Below are 18064 nucleotides of genomic sequence, written 5' to 3'. Positions count from 1 at the left end.
GCCGTCTTGTATCCTATACTACTCATAATGATCCGACAAAGGACTGTAAAAATGTCAAAGTGGCATTGGTTATTTAACCAGTTAACACGCAAGCTATGGTTTCGCAGCTTTTTATTTGCTGTCCTAGCGGTGCTTTCAGCATTGATTTCCATTGTGCTTAAACCCTTTATTCCCGCAAGCATCGGTGGGATGGTTGGCGCTGATGCAGTAGATAATATCCTTACCATCCTGGCCTCAAGTATGCTGGCGGTAACCACGTTTTCGTTGAATATTATGGTATCGGCATACAGTTCAGCGTCGACCAGCGTGACGCCCCGTGCGGCTAGATTGGTTATGGAAGACAGTACCACGCAAAATGTATTAGCAACCTTTATCGGTTCCTTCCTCTTCAGCTTAGTGGGCATTATTGCGTTGAGCATGGGCGCGTATGGTGAACAGGGGCGCGTGGTATTGTTTGTCATGACGCTGATAGTCGTTGGATTGATTGTCATCACCTTGCTACGTTGGATTCAGCATCTGTCGCGGCTAGGACGGGTAGGTGAAACGACATCGCGCGTGGAACAAGCAGCACGCACTGCGCTGGAAAATCGCGTGACTATTCCCTATCTGGGGGGGCAACCCTGGCTTGCACATGTCGCTCTCCCTCCCGGTGCCATACCGATATATCCTGCCAAAATTGGCTATATCCAGCATGTTGATATGTCCATGCTCAATACCTATGCCTGTGATGCCGAATGTGAGCTTTTTTTATCATCTCAAGCCGGCGCATTTGTGCATCCGGCACGGCCCCTGGCTTGGCTCACGTCATCTGAACAGGATATCGATACTACGGCGATCCTCGATGCAATATCCATTAACGCCGAGCGCTCATTTGATCAAGATCCCCGCTTCTGTTTTTCTGTTTTGGCTGAAATAGCCTCTCGCGCATTGTCTCCCGCGGTGAATGATCCTGGGACCGCGATTGATGTGATTGGACGCGCGGTAAGACTGTTGGCCATTTGGGGCGATAACGAGCCGGAACAACGCGAGGTTGAGTACACGCAAATCTATGTGAAACCGATCGCGACCGCAGATTTGTTCGATGATATTTTTAACCCCATTGCGCGTGATGGTGCTGCGCAGATTGAAGTGCAACTACGATTATTAAAAGGTCTACAGGCGTTGTATCAGCTCAATCCACAAATTTTTGCCACTGATGCGCGCAGGTATGCATTGACGGTGCAAACATGGGGGGAGATACGTATGGCGTTGCCACAGGATAAAAACAGAATAAACCAATGGATAACGCAATCCGGACTGTTTGGCCGTTGAATGGTGAGCGCAATCTTTTCCTTTGAGGTTTTGATTATGCCGGCAGATGTCTGCAATTAACCGGCTCAATTATGTGGGATACAAACTGTCTTGTAACCATTAAAAAAATTAATGAAATTCATTCTGATGCCGATAACGTTTTGTTACTGCTCGATAGACGGGCCCTGGGGTTACAAAAGCAGTAGGCTGACCATGATAGGCATGGCGGCTGTTTTACGTTGAATCAGGAGTATTTCAATTGAGACGATTTTTGGCGTTGACTGCGGGGGTGCTTTTAACCGGTTGTTCTACCCTGTCGATGATATCTGATTATAATAAAAATTTAACAGACTATACCGGGGATAAAAAAGTAGGGATTGCTTTTAATACTTATAGTGAGCAGGTTCGGGTCTATCCAGAGGTCAATACGTGTATTGACCTATACTCCAAAAATAACGGTTTTTTACCTCGCAGTATTGCTGCAATAAATGAATATACTGACAAAAATAAAATAGGCATCCCTGACGTTGAGGGCATGAGCAAAAAAAGTCAGAAATTTTGGGTCAATGCCAATGGTAATATTGCGATAAGAGTCATTTACACGGGAGAAACCGGCGCTAAAAATTACTTCGCACCTAAATTTTCTGTGGCCGAAAGCATCATTGCTTTTAAACCCCAACCCGGGGCATTCTATTATGTAACAATTGATTTTGACTATCAAAATCCTCAAACCGGTAAGTATTTGAGAGTTTATCAAATTGATGATAGTGCCGGCAAGAAGCAGCTTAAGCATGTGAAAATTTTGAATATTGATAATTGCCCAGGACAGAAACCTTGGTATCAGCAAAGTGGCGCCGTCATGTAATATTGATTAACTTTTTTTACTACATATTCTGGACCACTACCACGGGTTTTATGTGGGACTTCCTATGCTGTGGTGTTTGTTGTTCACGATTCAATGATTGCCAATGAAAAGGGTCCATGGGCTGGAAGTTTGTCGATTGCCGCCCCTGGGCTGTCTGGCGCGGTGCTCATAGCCTAATCGCGCTTATTGCTGTTGAGACGGGTGCACTCTGCCGTAGTCCGCGACCCATGCAGCTGAATCATCCGGGATTGCCCTGGCAAAGACCCAAGGTTGATGAAAGTTCCCCGTCCTGAGCAAGGCCGGATTGATGGCGATTGATGTTAACACTATCACGATCTAGCATGGTGTAATGTTGCACAATGGCGACTCGCTGCGGTGGTAGTGTAGGCGAGGGGCTGTAAATCCCCTCACCGAGTAGTATAGTAATACTTAGGGGTTACTCTAGCAGACTACGCAACATCCAGGCTGTTTTTTCATGTAATTGAATGCGTTGTGTTAATAGATCGGCTGAAGCCTCATCATGGGTTTTTTCAACAATGGGGAACAGTGAACGGGCGGTGCGGACGACGGCTTCCTGACCCGCTACTAAATTTTTGATCATATCGTCTGTTTTAGGCACCGCGCTATCTTCAGGGATGACCGTTAACTTAGAAAATTCATGGTAGGTACCGGGTGCGTAAACACCTAAGGCTCTTATCCGTTCGGCGATAAGGTCAACGGCCAGAGCTAATTCATTATATTGTGTTTCAAACATCAAGTGTAATGAGTTGAACATTGGCCCGGTGACATTCCAATGATAATAATGAGTCTTAATATAAAGCGTATAACTATCAGCTAAGAGCTGGGATAAGCCCGCGGCTATTTCTAGACGACCACTCTCAGGTATACCAATATCAATCGATTGAACATTCATGATGTATTCCTTTGTTTATACGAATAAAAAGCTTAAACATTATCAACATGATACCACATAGTTAAATGACACAACTTACGTTATCGACCAAATGTACACTACGGCTGGTAGACATCATACGTAATGAACCTGTTATTTTTAGCAATCTCCCCAGTTTTGTTGAATAAAGTAGATTTAGATCAATAATTCCTCCATAAGGTTGTTTTTTGGGGAACTTGTGGCTTTTTCGGTATACCGGTCCGAGTCATGTCGTTTCATGGCTGCCGGCTCGCGTAACGGGTCATCATGGGTGTTAACACCATCACTAACAAAACCGTGCCGTGGCAGTAGATAACGGTGGCGAGGCTCCTCACACCCTGTTGTGCTCCACTATAGATATGAAAAAAGCAGTGTTATATGTTGAGGCAACATTGATTAAAATAGTGGCTGACCGCAAGTAGCATAAAAACCGACCAGTCTGTTAACCACGCCGAAACGTGTTTGCCAGCAGATGATGGGGGTTATAACCGACCTGAGAGTGCTACCGGCATGCAATTTTTATTAACCCAGATCACTGCTTTCCTCATTTTCATCACTGGTGGCAAGCCTACCAATATGTATGGTCAGCCAGGTGAGTTCATCTTTGGGGAGGACGATGTGGTATTTTTCCTGAATGTAATCCCTGATTGTCCAGGCGATTGACATTGCAATCGGATAAAATTTAAGCAATTCTTGATAAAAATTATCACTGTTTCTTGAAGCGATTTTTTGGCCAATCACCCTTTCGGCAAAGTAACGTAGATGGGTAATAAAACGTCGGTAGTCAATTGAATTGATATCGATATTCTTGTTTATTTTATAGCGGACTATTTCCGCGATGCGATTTACCAATTGCACCTGCTGGTGAGCATCACTGTTTTCTGTATCACCGGAAGCATTGATTAAATGAAAGGCAATATTGACCGCCTCATCGTCGGGAAGTGCAATATCAAACTGTGCACACACCAGCTCTTTTGCTTGAACTCCCAACGCGTATTCCCGCTGATAATAGCGTTTGATCTCCCAGCTTAATTTATTAACAAAGTTCAGGCCGGTTCTGCTGCGTTCAACGGCGTAGTGAAGATGTTCCGCGAGGGTAAAAAATAACACCGAGTTGAGCGGCTTGACGTACTGGCGTTGAGCAAGCTCAACAATGTCATGTGCAACGTCAAAAAATGCCGTAGGTATGGAGTCAGTCAGTGAAAGAAAATGTCGGGATTTTAACGTATCCAGAGGTATGAACACCTGTTCCACATGGGTCATATCAATCAATGTGCCCGGTTTGGTACCAAAGCCGATGCCCTTGCCAAACAAAATCATCTGCTGCTGGTTATGGTCCACCAAAAGCATGCTGTTGTTCAGCGATTTCTTCACTTTTATCACGTTAGTACCTACGGCTGGTGTTAACGATCAGGCAAGATTGCTGCCATTGCTGGCAATGACCTGCTGATACCAATAAAACGAGTCTTTTTTTACGCGGGCAAGAGAGCCGTTACCTTCATCATCCTGGTCAACATAGATAAAACCATAGCGTTTGGACATCTGCGATGTACCGGCACTAATAATGTCAATGATTCCCCAACTGGTAAAACCCATCAGCTCGACGCCTTCATCGATCGCCGCTCGCATTTGCTCGAAATGCGAGCGGAAATAGTCAATACGGTAGCTGTCGTGAATTTTGCCATTTTCAATAGTATCTTTCGCACCGAGGCCATTTTCGACAATAAAAAGTGGCTTCTGATAACGATCATACAGCTCCAGCAGGGAGATTTTTAACCCCACCGGGTCAATTTGCCACCCCCATTCCGACGCCGGCAGGTAAGGGTTTTTTACGCCAAGGATAGTATTGCCTGCAGTGCGTTCAACATCAGCCTGGGTAGACTCCGTCAATGACATATAGTAGCTGAATGAGACGAAGTCTACCGTATGTTTGCGCAGGATATCCTGGTCGTCTGGCTGCATCTCAATCTTAATACCACGTAACGCGAGGTCGCGTTTAATCAACGGTGGATAGTGGCCGAAAACCTGAACATCAGCATAAAAATAATTTTCAAAATTCTTTTTCAGCGTTGCTTCAACATCGGTAGGATGGCAAGTGCGAGGGTAGGTGGTCAACTTCGTCAGCATGCAGCCGACCTGGCTGCCGGGAATTTTTTTATGACAGTCGCGGGTAACCAGCGCTGATGCTACAAATTGATGGTGTAGTCCCTGATAGACATCTTCAATGGCTTTGCCGGGAGCGCTTTTTTCATGGCGAATGCCCGCAGTGGTAAAAGGATGACGATGGATACTGTCTATTTCATTAAAGGTCAGCCAGTAACGAACCAGATCTTTATAGCGATCAAAACAAACATTACTGTAGCGTACAAAAGCATCTACCACATTGCGGTGTACCCAGCCGTTATATTTTTCACTCAGCACTAGCGGCATCTCGTAGTGTGAAAGTGTCACTAACGGTTCAATCTGCTGCTTGCGCATCTCGCTGAACAGATCTTCATAAAACTGCAGCCCGGCTTCGTTCGGCTCTGCATCTTCGCCGGTAGGGAAAATCCGTGCCCAGGCAATGGATACGCGCAGCACTTTGCAGCCCATTTCAGCTAACAGCGTGAGATCGTCTTTGTAGCGATGATAAAAATCAATTCCCCGGCGTTTGGGATAGCGGGCATCATGCCTGCCGTTCAGCGCATCAGCAATATTTTCGTCCGTCAACGCCATATGGCCGTCATAGTTAGTCAGATCTAAATTGGGCTTATAGGCAATTGCATCCGCAACCGATGGCCCTTTACCGTCCAGGTTCCATGCACCTTCAGCTTGATTAGCCGCAATAGCTCCGCCCCATAAAAAGCCTTGCGGAAAGGTGGTTTTATTTTCCATCATACTGACTCCTTTAACGTCATTATGTAGCTGTGATTGTTGATATTTCCATTAGGTGTTTCGGATTGCATACTGAAGCGCTCGCTGTTGGTTATCACCATGATCACGACTGGGTCATAACCCGCGGCAATAATTGAATCGAGGTCAAACTCAACCAGCAGATCGCCGGTTTTCACCTGTTGCTGCGCGCTAACCCGGGGATGGAAACCCTGGCCATTTAATTTGATGGTATCTATACCAATGTGGAAAATTAGCTCGATACCGCTATCTGTTAACATGCTAACTGCATGGCCAGTGTCAAAAACATTACTGATGGTGCCGTTCGCCGGTGCATAAAGTGCACCTTTCACCGGACGGATGGCGATGCCGTCACCCATAATTCGTGCGGAAAAGACCTCGTCATTGACCTGTTCCAGCGCCATGACCTGACCTTCTGCCGGACTATTAAAGCGAAATTCAGCGCCAGTTTTCGCCACATTGTCGGTGGTGTGCGGCGTTTCTTCATGCCACAGGAGCAGCGTGGTAATAAAGGATATGCTAAATGCTATTCCGGTGCCGGCAAAGGCATAAATGATGTTCCATTTGTTATCAGGCGAGACAAACATTGAGATACTCGCCAGACCTGGTCCGACCAAGGCAAACGCTTCCACTGCCATCCAGCCCATAAATGCGCCGCCGATAACGCTGCCCGTAATAACGCTGTATAACGCCTTTTTATGCAGTAAGGTAATGCCATATAGTGCAGGTTCAGTAATGCCGCAGAGTGCGGAAATGCCGGAAGAGAGCGCCGTCGATTTTAATAGTTTATCTTTACTCTTAAATGCAATCGCCAGACAGGTTCCTGCCTCTGCAATATTGTGTGCCAGTGAGGCCGGCAGGTATAACATCTCCCGGCCAAATTGTCCCATTGACGCGACGGCGTAGGGGATCATAGGTTTATGCATACCGGCCGCCACCATGAAGGGCAGGACTCCGGCAAGCAGTGCAGTGGCGACAAAACCTAACTTGCCATACAACCAGAGGATGACTGTCGCCAGCGTCGCGCCGATTTCATAACCTAAAGGTCCAAGCAACAGCAATGTTACGGGAACGGTAACGAGCAACGACAGCATCGGTGAGAGGAAAATGCGCAGGGCGCCAGGGGTGTAGCGATTAAATATCTTCTCAGTTTGCGCGTAGAAAATAACACACAGGATCGCTGGAAAAACCTGAGCGGCATAAGCAATATTTTTCAGGTCAAAGGACAAAAATTGTGCACCGTCAGCCAGTTGTTTCGACATTGACGGCAGAACCATTACTGATACGGCAGAAACAGCAACCAGGATATTTACTTTCAATTTTATGGCGGTGGTTATCGCCACCAGGATCGGCAGGAAATAAAGTGGGGCCGAACCTATATTATCCAGAATTTTATAGGTAGAGCTGCTACGACTGAGCCATCCGATTAAATCCAGCAGGATCAACAGTGACTTTAGTACGCCGCCGCCGGCAATGGCCGGGACCAGCGGCTGAAACACACTAATAATAAAATCAATTACAAAAGCGACGCGAGTGGTGCGCATTTGGGTAGGGTTGGTGCCTTGTTCTCGCCCGTGCGTGATCAGTCTGACCGCTTCGTAGACCTCGATCACGTTGTTGCCAATAATCACCTGGCATTGGGCGTTAACTCTGACGCCTAACACGCCAGGTACCTTTTCCAGTGCCGGCTGATTAATCAGGCTATGGTTATTGAGACTCAAACGCAGACGGGTAGAGCAGTGTTCAATATGGCTGATATTGTCAACGCCACCCACCAGATTAATAATGTCCTGCGCCGTTTCAAGGTAGTTCATATTACGACTCTCCTATCCCCAAAAAAAAAGACCTGAAGCAACCCTTTAGTTAAAGGATCGCTTCAGGTCTTGCCTGGATAACCAGTTACACGCCTGAAATCACTTATATCCTGTGCCGCGCCTGAAAGTCAAAGTGATTGACGAGGGCAGCTTCATTAGTGTGACGACATTATCAGAATGTCAGCCATAGTACTTTGTACTGCGTAAATTACATGGTTATTTGGTATTGACTACCGCTGATTCACAGATACACTAAAACCATCCATTAACCCGAGACAAATAAGGAGGAACCCCATGCTGTTGTGTGATTTGATTGAATATTCACACTTCTTTGGTAATCACCCTTGCTCAAGCGTTTCCGGCCTCGTGCTGCGATAACCCTGCTTGAGCGAAGATAACTGAAGCGTTAACCCCCGCACTTCCCTTTTGCATTCCGGGTTGTCGTCAGCGTTTTTTGACGACGGGCATTCTAATGCCTGTAATTCTGGAATAAACCATGAGCACATTATTATCAGCCCAATCTGTCTCTTATGAGACGCCGTTCGGTCCATTGCTGACTGAGGTTTCCTTCAACCTGAAAAAAGGTGACCGGGTAGGGTTAATCGGCCACAACGGCAGCGGGAAAAGCACCTTTCTCAACCTGCTTAACGGTAATTTGCCTCCCACCACCGGCAGCGTAATTCGCTCAGGACACTGCCAGTTGGCGACCATCGAACAGCACCTGCCTGCGTCGCTAAAAGCCAGCGGACTGCTTGAGGTCATCGTTGAGCGTTTGCCAGAAAATCAGCGTATTAGCGAAAGCTGGCGGGCCGAGCGATTGCTTGCCACACTGGACTTTGAGCCGTCCTGCTGGTCACAGGTGGTATCAACGCTAAGCGGTGGCCAACATACCCGTTTAATGCTTGCGAGAGCGCTGATCCTCGAGCCAGATTTACTGTTGCTTGATGAACCCGGCAACCATCTGGACTTGCCCACGCTGTTGTGGCTGGGCGATTTTCTGCAACAGTGGAATGGCAGTTTTATTTTGGTCTCACATGATGCGGTATTACTGGACAGCGTCACTAACAGTACCTGGATCCTGCGTGATAAAACGCTGCACTATTTTAGCCTGCGTTGCAGCGAGGCCAGAGAGGCTTTGGCGCACCGTGATAAAACCGATGCTGAGCGACGTCACGCCGAACAGCGGGAAATCAACAGGGTGGAGAAAAGTGCCAGCCGTCTGGCGCTATGGGGCAAGGTGTACGATAACGAAGGCCTGGCCCGCAAAGCCAAACAGATGGAAAAGCAAATCGACCGTATGAAAGATGATCAAACGCCGTTGGTCGCGGCGAATGTGTGGCGCTTAAATCTGCTGGGTGAACGCCTGGACGCAGACCGTGTGCTGGCACTGACTGCGCTCGACGTCAGTCCCGCCAGGGGGACAACCTCGCTATTTTCTCTGAAAAATCTGCAGGTAAAAAGCGGCGATCGCATTGCCATTATGGGCCGCAATGGCTGTGGGAAATCCTCGCTGCTGCGTCTGCTTTGGCGTTCAATCGGCAAGGGGAGACTGGGTGTGAATTGGCACCCTCGTACTGTCGTCGGTTATTACGATCAGGGCCTGCAGCAACTCAAGGATAGCGACAGTCTCAGCGATGCGCTAAGTGCCTTTGCACCATTAACCGAAGAACAACGGAAAATGGCGCTGATCGGTGCCGGCTTTCCTTATTTACGCCATCAGCAGAAGGTGGGTTCACTGAGCGGCGGTGAGCGATCCCGCCTACTGTTTGTTGGGCTGACGCTGGCGAAATACTCGCTGTTACTGCTCGATGAGCCCACTAATCATCTGGACATGGCGGGCAAAGAGGAATTGGCCGAAACGCTGCGTGATTTTGCCGGAGCCGTGCTCCTGGTGAGCCACGATCGGGCGCTCATCGAAAACAGCTGCAATCGTTTTTGGCTGGTGCATGAACAAAAACTGGATGAGTGGCATCAGCTTGAGCCGGTTTACGCACTGCTCGGCGGGAAAACGGCTGTTCAGTGGGAGCAGACCCGTCAGCCTACAGGTTCTATCGACGCCCCGACCGCTGCGTTTGACGAAGACCTGCTGTTGGCACGCCTGTGCGCGCTCGAACAGCAATTAGAAAGTGAATTGACACGCAAGACCAAACATCAAAAACCCGCATTGCAGCAGCAGATTCGCGCCGATATCGAATGGATTATGCAGCAGCTTGGAATTGAATAATGAGGTGAAAAGCCTCTCCTTCCTCTAAGGCGGGAGGGGTTATAAAAACCTGTTCTCCTGCTACCGGTGGGACGTGTCATTTTAATGCAACTTGGTTTACATCGTCACATGTTAGTCGTTCCGCACGCGGGTCAGCGCTATGGAAACAGGTGATCTAACAAGGGCTAGGGAATCAACTTGCTGCGAGGATACGCCGCGGGACTTGTGCGAAGATTCCTAGGTATTTTCCCCCGCTAACATGGCCTGTAACAGACACACCAGGTCATCGCGTTGGTCGGCAGAAATCCGTGACAAAAACGCAGCGTCAATACCGATGGCCACCGGACGGGCACTTTGCAATGCCTGCAGTCCTTCCGGGGTCAGAAAGATAAAACGTCGGCGTTTGTCATCGGCACTTTGGCGTTTTATCAACAGACCTTTTTTTTCCATCCTCTTTAGCATTTCAGCCAGCGTGGCTTTGGTGCTGAGCGCCGCATCAATCAAATCCATCTGTTCAATTCCCGGCTGCTCGGCGACGACACAGAGCACGACATATTGCTGCTTAGTGAGTTCAGGCAGTAACTTTTGCCATAACGAAGTATGTTCCTGGAAAAGCTGTCGCATCAGGTGAAATGGAATATTTCCGAGAACTTTTGTCATTGTCGCGTGACTTCATCAATTCAAACTGTGGCCATACCATCGCAAAAAGTGGTGGCTACGGCAATACCTGCCTGATTGAGTCATTCGTGAGTGAGTAAAATATTGCCATCAAGTTCGTATAAGAACTTTTTTTTCATGGCTAGCTTGTTTGTCACGCGATAACGGGTTATGGTGGATTTTTGTTCTTATACGAACAATATGTGGGAGATGCCATGAGGCTAATTATTGGGATCACTGGCGCGACAGGTGCGCCCTTAGGCATTGCCTTGTTAAAGGCGCTTAAATTGATATCTCAGGTTGAAACCCATCTGGTCATATCGAAGTGGGCCAAAACCACTATTGAGCTTGAGACACCCTACAGTGCCCGTGATGTGGCTGATATGGCCCATGTGGTGCACGGCCCGGCAAACCAGGCGGCGTCAATCTCGTCAGGCTCTTTTCACACCGACGGTATGATCATTATTCCTTGCAGTATGAAAACCCTGGCCGGTATCCGTGCCGGTTATGCCGATGGCCTCATCGGGCGCGCTGCAGATGTGGTATTAAAAGAGGGACGTAAGCTTGTCCTGGTTCCCCGCGAAACGCCTCTCAGCACCCTTCATCTGGAAAACATGCTGGCCTTGTCACGTATGGGGGTGGCGATAGTCCCCCCTATGCCCGCTTTTTATAACCATCCCGAAACCATTGAGGATGTGACCGACCACATTGTTGCACGCGTTCTCGATCAGTTCGGCCTCGATTATCCCAAAGCGCAGCGCTGGCAGGGGCTGCGAGATTCAAAATTGAATAATGACTTGAGACATAAGGATTAAAAATGGCATTTGATGATCTGCGTAGTTATTTAAAGGCGCTGGATGAGCAGGGACAATTGCTCAACATCAGCGAAGAGGTACAGGCTGAGCCCGATATTGCAGCGGCGGCCAACGCCACTGGCCGTATCGGCGAAGGCGCGCCGGCACTTTCGTTCACTAACATCAGTGGATTCAGGGATGCACATGTTGTCATGAATACCATTGGCTCATGGCAAAATCATGCTATCGCACTAGGGTTGCCCCTTAATGCACCGGTGAAGCAGCAGATCGATGAATTCATCCGTCGCTGGGATAATTTTCCAGTAGCACCGGAGCGTCGCGAAAACCCAGCTTGGGCAGAAAATGTGGTGGACGGTGAAGACATTAACCTGTTCGACATTCTGCCGCTGTTTCGGTTGAACGATGGCGATGGTGGCTTCTATCTCGACAAAGCTTGTGTGGTTACCCGTGATCCGCTCGACCCGAATCACTTCGGCAAACAGAATGTGGGTATCTACCGCATGGAAGTCAAAGGCAAACGTAAGCTGGGTTTGCAGCCGGTGCCGATGCATGACATCGCTTTGCATCTGCATAAAGCGGAAGAGCGGGGTGAAGATTTGCCCATTGCGATTACATTGGGCAATGATCCCATTATCACTCTGATGGGTGCTACACCGCTTAAATATGACCAGTCGGAATATGAAATGGCCGGCGCGTTACGTGAACGTCCATATCCTATCGCTACCGCTCCACTTACCGGCTTCGATGTGCCCTGGGGTTCGGAAGTCATTCTTGAAGGTGTGATCGAAGGGCGTAAACGTGAAATTGAAGGGCCTTTCGGCGAATTCACCGGCCACTACTCGGGTGGACGTAATATGGCGGTGGTGCGTATCGATAAAATTTCATATCGCACCAAGCCGATTTTTGAATCTCTTTATCTCGGCATGCCCTGGACTGAAATTGATTATCTGATAGGGCCGGCAACCTGTGTGCCTCTCTATCAGCAATTGAAAGCGGAATTCCCTGAGGTGCAAGCGGTTAATGCGATGTATACCCATGGTCTATTGGCGATTATCTCCACCAAAAAACGCTATGGTGGTTTTGCCAGGGCGGTAGGACTGCGTGCGATGACTACGCCACATGGTCTGGGTTATGTGAAAATGGTAATCATGGTGGATGAGGATGTCGATCCGTTTAACCTGCCGCAGGTCATGTGGGCACTCTCGTCAAAAGTGAATCCGGCGGGCGATCTGGTGCAACTACCCAACATGTCAGTGTTGGAACTCGATCCTGGCTCAAGCCCCGCAGGCATCACCGACAAGCTGATCATTGACGCCACTACACCTGTCGCGCCCGATAAGCGTGGACATTACAGCCAGCCGGTGAAAGACCTGCCTGAAACCGGGCTTTGGGTGGAGAAATTGACCGCTCTTCTGGCCAATCGTAATTAAGGAGAATAAATATGATATGTCCACGTTGTGCAGATGAACAGATTGAAGTCATGGCCAAATCGCCAGTAACCGGTATTTGGACGGTATATCAATGCCAGCATTGTTTGTATACCTGGCGCGATACCGAACCTGAACGCCGGACTCAGCGCGAACATTATCCGGAGGCTTTCCGTATGACGCAAAAGGATATTGATAATGCACCTGAAGTGCCGGCCATTCCCCCTCTTTTAGCGAAGTCATAATTATTTTCCAGTGGGCATTATGCCCACTGTTTTTATACTGGAGTAACGGGGATGCTTCACGAAGAAAATAACGTACTGTTGGGCGCATGCTTCAACGCAATTGGAAAAATGGCACAAGTCGAGGTGCATGATCTGTCAACGCCGCTACACCTGGGTTTTTCAAGTTATATATTCAATGATTGGGTTAATTACTCATCACCCTCAGAGCAATAGATAAACAAACCTGGCTAAGTGTCTGGATGAATTCGGCGTACAGTCATCCGCTGCCAAGGGAAAGCGCAGGGGGGCGATGCTACGTCGCTCCGATACAGTTCGCTGCAACAGATCGGCGGCGTGCTCGTCACTTTTGTTTTTGTGGACCTCGGCGCCAACGATTTTCCGGCTAAAAAAATCCTCTATCAGGTAGCTGTTCTTTACGTGCCACACGGGCGATATGGCAAGAAATGATCATGGTTACGATACGGAAATAGGTATAATTCTCTACCAACAAGCATTACAAAAATGTTATTAATTCCTATGTCAAAACGTAATCTTTTACTCATATTGCTATTAAATAGCGTGGGTATTATTCTGTTTTTTTCCTGGTATTTACCCATGGGTCATGGATTCTGGTTTGTCATAGATAAAAACACCTTCTTCTATTTCAACCAGCATCTGGTCACCAGTCCTGTATTTCTTAAACTGGTGGCGCTTACCAACAATCGAGCCTTTGATGGGTGTTCTCTGTTGGTCATGGGGGTGTTGTATCTGTCCCTCTATGCAACACGCGACTCAAGTGGGCGGCGCCATATGTTGGCAATCGGGGTGGTCATGCTGCTGACTGCATTGGTGCTGAACCAACTGGGACATGCACTTCCGGTACAACATGTCAGTCCTACACTGTATTTCGAGGGTATCAACCGTGTCAGTGAACTGACCGGTTTTCCGACCAAGGACAGTTCCAGCGACAGTTTTCCCGGCGACCACGGTATGATGTTGATGGTTTTTTCCGCCTTTATGTTGCGCTATTTTGGCGGTAAAGTGTTCGCAATAAGTCTGCTTATCACCGTTGTGTTCTCTTTACCACGAATCATGATCGGTGCCCACTGGCTGACGGATATCATTGTTGGTTCTGTTTCCATCGTTTTAGTGGGATTGAGTTGGTGGTTATTGCCCCTTGCCAGCGACCCTCTGATCGAAGCGATTGAGCGTCACTTACCCGGTAAGATCTCGTCGAGCACCACCACAAGAACCCGCTGGTAAAACTGAAAAAACAGGAAAGATTGATTTTCACGCCGTCAATATAGATGCCCCAGCCGATACAAACAGCCATCAACAGCCCGATAACGGCGCCCACGGCTGCCATGCGGGTCAGGACATAGGCGCTGACCAGGCTCAAGGAGGTCGCTGCTTCGGCCTCCAACGGCTGTCACATGTTGTTCGAGTGGGTGTTCATCCTGGGTATCATGCCGGTAAAAAAAAAAGACCACGATGCCGCCGATAACCGACTCCATGCCTTGCTAGTGGTCTTGGGGCAGGGACTGCTCGGCCAAGTCCCCGCTAACCGCCTGCAGGGGGGCGTCAAGCCGCAGCAGACGGTTCTCTTTTTCAGGACAGTATCATCGATATGTAGCCGCCAATCAGAGCAAGTACAGTCGTTAACGCATAGCTAACCGGATAAGGAATGGCAGCAACGGAACTGCCGGACTCCTCCATGATCGCATTTAAGCCAGGTGTACTGTTTCTGGCACCCGTTGCGGAACCATCGGCGATGATCGAATTCAGGCCAAAAATCTTTATACCGACCCAGAAAGCCACGAACGGCGGTACTAGTGCTCCGGCAACACCGATCAGCGCCAGCCATAGGATCGTATCCCCGCCAAGGGCGGAAATGACCTTGGGACCAACGTTAGCCGAAAGGACGGCGACAAAGGCATTCAAACCGAAATCCTGAAGAAAGCTCCGCGCGCCTTCATGCACTGGGCCCCCGAAGTCGGGATTTCGACTTCGGAAATAACTCACTCCTACGCCCGCCATGATCACCCCGGCTGATGTGCCGAGTGCAAAGGGGATGCCTGAAATCGTAACCGTGACGATACCCACCAGATAGCCCGCCAACATGGCGAACGCGAGGTAAAGCACCTCGGACTTCATGGTTGGTAGGATGGCATGCCCACCCAGCTGCTTTGCGGTTTTCTTGAGTGCCACGTCTGGACCACTCAGTCGCAGTACGTCGCCGAACCGGACATCACTCTTGGGTCCGAGAGGCAGTTCGGTACCGCCACGGAACAGGGCTCGTACGGCGACACCGCCCGGCATGATCCGACCAAGCTCCGACAAGCTTTGCCCCGATAGTTTGTGTGAACCGATGTGCACATCGGCAACCTCCATCGGGATGTTACGGGCCTGCGAGTCATCGGATTCCGGGCCGATCAGCTCGCCTTCTTCCAGAATAAGTTTGTCCACATCCGCACGCACGGTAACGACATCATTCTTCTTCACCGATGGGTCACTGGCCAGGTCAACAATCTCGCCGTCCCGTATGACGCGCAAAATGGGCACTTCGGGAAAATCTTCAGCCAGTTGCGACACCGTGCGACCGATGAACCTTTTGTGTGTGACGGCAAAAGCGCGAACACCGAAGGGAGAAAAACCCATGGTCAATGCACCGGGTGCACCTGGCACGGGGTGTATAGCACCACCGCTGAACTCTGCCTCCGCCAGTTTTGCGTCGGCGACAGCGTCATGGCCGAAGATGCGTGGAAGATAGCGGATCAGCAGTATAATACCCACCGTGGACAGAACATAGCTGATCGCATATGCGGCTGCCATGTTTGCACCGACTTCTTCGACCGTCATGCCCGCCGGCGGCGTATAGGCTCCGCTGGCCAGTGCGCCTTGCCCGACGCCCAAGATCGCTGTGATGGTATAGCTTCCCGAGATCAGCCCGGTTGCATAACCCGGCGCGAGGCCGACCAACTTTGCCCCAAAATAGCAGATGACCCAGTTCAGACTCCAGACGATGAGTCCGATGCAGACGAACGCCAAACCGCCTTTTCTGAGACCTGAAAAGAACTGCGGCCCGACCTTAAGCCCAAGGGCATACATGAAGAGCAGCAGCATGAAGGACGACAGAATACCTGGAATAGCATAGGTGATGTTAAAGGACGCTTCGGCGATCATCGATATCGCGATCCCGACCAGCAGCGTACCTGCTGTAGACCCGAGAGAGATGGTCTTGATGCTGAACTTTCCGATCAGTGTGCCCAGGGCAAGTGCCAGCATGACGAACGCGATGGGCTGATTGCCCAATAACTGAAAAAAACCGTGAAGCCCGGCCTCCGTCACGGGGCGGACCGTGTCGAACACCTGCCCGATAACGCCGCTTGCCGAAAGAGTCGCATCGCCTTTGGCCGCGGCGGTCTTGGCGACCAAAAGCAAGGGCAGGCCTAGGCTACAGACGGCGGATTTCAGTATCGTCCTGCCGCCGCGTTTGAGATCAACCATGATGGAACCCCGGCTTCGCGGTAGAGTTCGGAACCGGGTTCTTTGTAAGGTGGTCGATTGCGCGCTTGATATCTTCGAGAAGCAATTGCGCTAGATCGCGACTCACTCCATGGCGGATCAGGATACGTTGGACGATAGTTTCCTGGCGGTTCATTGGCAGCGGATAGGAGGCTATCTGCCAGCCGCCCATTCGCACCCGTTCCGACAGATCGTAAAGCGTGAAGCCTTGATCCGCATTAGCCAGCTTGTAGGCGACTGCAGGAATACCGCCATAGCCATCATAGACCATCTCAAATAAGCCGAGCGCCGCCAGCTCTTTACCCAGCCATTGGGCGGTGTCAGAGCAGGCCTGTTGGACTGCCGTATATCCCTCGCGGCCAAGACGCAGAAAGTTGTAATATTGTGCGATGATCTCGCCGCCAGGGCGCGAGAAGTTCAAGGCAAACGTGGGCATGTTGCCGCCGAGGTAATCTACGTAGAAGATCAGTTCTTCGGGCAGGTCTTCCTTGGATGCCCAGATGATCCAGCCCACACCAAGGGGCGCCAAACCGTATTTGTGTCCTGATGCGTTGATGGATTTAACCCGCTCTAGCTGGAAATCCCAGATAATGTCACGCTGAATAAAAGGTGCGATGAACCCGCCGGACGCTGCATCCACATGGATGGGTATATCAAGCCCGATGTCACGCTGCATTGCATCAAGTTCATTCGCCAGGGCCTCAACAGGTTCATAGATACCGGTGAAGGTGACACCCAGCGTCGCCACGACACCGATTGTGTTTTCGTCACAATACTGGCGCAAGTCTTCAGGTTTCAGACCGAGGGCGTTATTTTCCAATGGTACTTCGCGGATTTCAACATCAAAATACCGGGCAAATTTCTTCCAACAGATCTGCACAGGACCGGTCACGATATTCGGCTTACTGGTGTCTTTGCCCGCGGCTTCCCGCTGCTTGCGCCATGCCCATTTGAGCGCCAGGCCGCCCAGCATGGCCGCTTCACTTGACCCGGTTGTTGAACACCCCACCGTTTTCCGAGATTTATTAGCATGCCAGAGGTCAGCAAGGATGTGTACACAACGTTTTTCGATTTCGGCTGTTTGGGGATACTCATCCTTGTCGATCATGTTTTTGTCGATCGAGTCGGTCATGAGTTGCTTGACCTCGTCCTCCACCCAAGTTGTGCAGAAGGTTGCGAGATTCTGGCGAGCATTCCCGTCCAGCAAAAGTTCATCCCGGACAAACGCATAGGCAGCGCGAGGTTCAGTGCGACCGTTGGGCAGTTGATATTTAGGTAGATTGTTTTGTGCGGTCTTCTTAGCATAAATGTCCAGCAGGCTGGACTGGTCATTTAAGTCAACGTGATGGATAGGCATTTCATCGCTCCTTTGAACAGGCTATTTACTGCTAGCGGAGAAAACACCGCTGCGCTCGTTTTTG

14 protein-coding genes are annotated in these 18064 nt (G+C 49.6%); 7 read left to right on the top strand and 7 right to left on the bottom strand.

Annotation, left to right across the window (positions count from 1 at the left end):
• The first annotated feature begins 51 nt into the window (after nucleotides 1-51).
• Entirely contained in the window at nucleotides 52-1311 is a 1260-nt protein-coding gene (locus SJI19_RS11645; protein WP_323478425.1) for a DUF2254 domain-containing protein, read from the top strand.
• A 238-nt stretch (nucleotides 1312-1549) separates the two neighbouring features.
• Nucleotides 1550-2155: a hypothetical protein gene (locus tag SJI19_RS11640; protein WP_323478424.1), complete on the top strand. Its 606-nt coding sequence runs from the start codon at nucleotides 1550-1552 to the stop codon at nucleotides 2153-2155.
• 436 nt (nucleotides 2156-2591) lie between these two features.
• On the opposite strand, the gene SJI19_RS11635 is transcribed toward SJI19_RS11640, so the two are convergent.
• The 4 genes from SJI19_RS11635 to SJI19_RS11620 all read right to left on the bottom strand — a co-directional run bounded on the left by SJI19_RS11635 (nucleotide 2592) and on the right by SJI19_RS11620 (nucleotide 7792).
• On the bottom strand, nucleotides 2592-3068 hold the full coding sequence (locus SJI19_RS11635) for a Dps family protein (RefSeq protein WP_323478423.1): 477 nt from the start codon (nucleotides 3066-3068) through the stop codon (nucleotides 2592-2594).
• 540 nt (nucleotides 3069-3608) lie between these two features.
• Nucleotides 3609-4469, bottom strand: coding sequence for a PRD domain-containing protein (locus SJI19_RS11630; RefSeq protein WP_323478422.1), 861 nt, complete (start codon nucleotides 4467-4469; stop codon nucleotides 3609-3611).
• Between the two features lie 27 nt (nucleotides 4470-4496).
• Nucleotides 4497-5960 (bottom strand): glycoside hydrolase family 1 protein, encoded by a 1464-nt coding sequence (locus tag SJI19_RS11625; protein ID WP_323478543.1) that lies wholly within the window; start codon nucleotides 5958-5960, stop codon nucleotides 4497-4499.
• Entirely contained in the window at nucleotides 5960-7792 is a 1833-nt protein-coding gene (locus tag SJI19_RS11620; protein ID WP_323478421.1) for a beta-glucoside-specific PTS transporter subunit IIABC, read from the bottom strand. Before SJI19_RS11620 ends, SJI19_RS11625 begins: the two co-directional genes overlap by 1 nt.
• Nucleotides 7793-8288: 496 nt before the next feature.
• Here SJI19_RS11620 and SJI19_RS11615 point away from each other — a divergent pair, with 496 nt between their 5' ends.
• Nucleotides 8289-10016, top strand: coding sequence for an ABC-F family ATP-binding cassette domain-containing protein (locus SJI19_RS11615; RefSeq protein WP_323478420.1), 1728 nt, complete (start codon nucleotides 8289-8291; stop codon nucleotides 10014-10016).
• Between the two features lie 216 nt (nucleotides 10017-10232).
• Here SJI19_RS11615 and SJI19_RS11610 read toward each other — a convergent pair whose 3' ends face one another.
• Nucleotides 10233-10655: a MarR family transcriptional regulator gene (locus SJI19_RS11610; RefSeq protein ID WP_323478419.1), complete on the bottom strand. Its 423-nt coding sequence runs from the start codon at nucleotides 10653-10655 to the stop codon at nucleotides 10233-10235.
• Nucleotides 10656-10867: 212 nt separating this feature from the next.
• Between SJI19_RS11610 and SJI19_RS11605 the strand changes: the two genes are divergently transcribed.
• The 4 genes from SJI19_RS11605 to SJI19_RS11590 all read left to right on the top strand — a co-directional run bounded on the left by SJI19_RS11605 (nucleotide 10868) and on the right by SJI19_RS11590 (nucleotide 14381).
• Nucleotides 10868-11467 carry a non-oxidative hydroxyarylic acid decarboxylases subunit B gene (locus SJI19_RS11605; RefSeq protein ID WP_323478418.1) on the top strand — a complete coding sequence of 200 codons (600 nt, stop codon included), beginning with the start codon at nucleotides 10868-10870 and terminating at the stop codon, nucleotides 11465-11467.
• 2 nt (nucleotides 11468-11469) lie between these two features.
• On the top strand, nucleotides 11470-12897 hold the full coding sequence (locus SJI19_RS11600) for a non-oxidative hydroxyarylic acid decarboxylases subunit C (protein WP_323478417.1): 1428 nt from the start codon (nucleotides 11470-11472) through the stop codon (nucleotides 12895-12897).
• 11 nt (nucleotides 12898-12908) lie between these two features.
• The gene (locus SJI19_RS11595; RefSeq protein WP_323478416.1) at nucleotides 12909-13139 is read left to right on the top strand and encodes a non-oxidative hydroxyarylic acid decarboxylases subunit D; all 231 of its coding nucleotides are present in this window, start codon (nucleotides 12909-12911) and stop codon (nucleotides 13137-13139) included.
• A 516-nt stretch (nucleotides 13140-13655) separates the two neighbouring features.
• A complete protein-coding gene (locus tag SJI19_RS11590) occupies nucleotides 13656-14381 on the top strand; it encodes a phosphatase PAP2 family protein (RefSeq protein ID WP_323478415.1) in 726 nt (241 codons plus the stop codon).
• A 345-nt stretch (nucleotides 14382-14726) separates the two neighbouring features.
• Here SJI19_RS11590 and SJI19_RS11585 read toward each other — a convergent pair whose 3' ends face one another.
• Nucleotides 14727-16625, bottom strand: coding sequence for a hypothetical protein (locus SJI19_RS11585; protein ID WP_323478414.1), 1899 nt, complete (start codon nucleotides 16623-16625; stop codon nucleotides 14727-14729).
• On the bottom strand, nucleotides 16618-18000 hold the full coding sequence (locus SJI19_RS11580) for a glutamate decarboxylase (RefSeq protein ID WP_323478413.1): 1383 nt from the start codon (nucleotides 17998-18000) through the stop codon (nucleotides 16618-16620). The genes SJI19_RS11585 and SJI19_RS11580 overlap by 8 nt, the downstream gene beginning before the upstream one ends.
• Nucleotides 18001-18064: the final 64 nt, after the last annotated feature.

It is taken from the genome of Acerihabitans sp. TG2 (genome assembly GCF_035013185.1).
Classification (GTDB): domain Bacteria; phylum Pseudomonadota; class Gammaproteobacteria; order Enterobacterales; family Enterobacteriaceae; genus Acerihabitans.
Note: the sequence above shows the minus strand (reverse complement) of the source record. Positions and strands in the feature narration are given on the sequence as shown.

Excerpts from the sequence above, each read along its gene's own strand:
- SJI19_RS11600 (WP_323478417.1), top strand. The coding sequence starts at position 11,470 with ATGGCATTTGATGATCTGCGTAGTTATTTAAAGGCGCTGGATGAGCAG.
- SJI19_RS11615 (WP_323478420.1), top strand. The coding sequence starts at position 8,289 with ATGAGCACATTATTATCAGCCCAATCTGTCTCTTATGAGACGCCGTTC.
- SJI19_RS11580 (WP_323478413.1), bottom strand. The coding sequence starts at position 18,000 with ATGCCTATCCATCACGTTGACTTAAATGACCAGTCCAGCCTGCTGGAC.
- SJI19_RS11605 (WP_323478418.1), top strand. The coding sequence starts at position 10,868 with ATGAGGCTAATTATTGGGATCACTGGCGCGACAGGTGCGCCCTTAGGC.
- SJI19_RS11595 (WP_323478416.1), top strand. The coding sequence starts at position 12,909 with ATGATATGTCCACGTTGTGCAGATGAACAGATTGAAGTCATGGCCAAA.
- SJI19_RS11590 (WP_323478415.1), top strand. The coding sequence starts at position 13,656 with ATGTCAAAACGTAATCTTTTACTCATATTGCTATTAAATAGCGTGGGT.
- SJI19_RS11635 (WP_323478423.1), bottom strand. The coding sequence starts at position 3,068 with ATGAATGTTCAATCGATTGATATTGGTATACCTGAGAGTGGTCGTCTA.
- SJI19_RS11625 (WP_323478543.1), bottom strand. The coding sequence starts at position 5,960 with ATGGAAAATAAAACCACCTTTCCGCAAGGCTTTTTATGGGGCGGAGCT.
- SJI19_RS11645 (WP_323478425.1), top strand. The coding sequence starts at position 52 with ATGTCAAAGTGGCATTGGTTATTTAACCAGTTAACACGCAAGCTATGG.
- SJI19_RS11620 (WP_323478421.1), bottom strand. The coding sequence starts at position 7,792 with ATGAACTACCTTGAAACGGCGCAGGACATTATTAATCTGGTGGGTGGC.
- SJI19_RS11585 (WP_323478414.1), bottom strand. The coding sequence starts at position 16,625 with ATGGTTGATCTCAAACGCGGCGGCAGGACGATACTGAAATCCGCCGTC.
- SJI19_RS11610 (WP_323478419.1), bottom strand. The coding sequence starts at position 10,655 with ATGACAAAAGTTCTCGGAAATATTCCATTTCACCTGATGCGACAGCTT.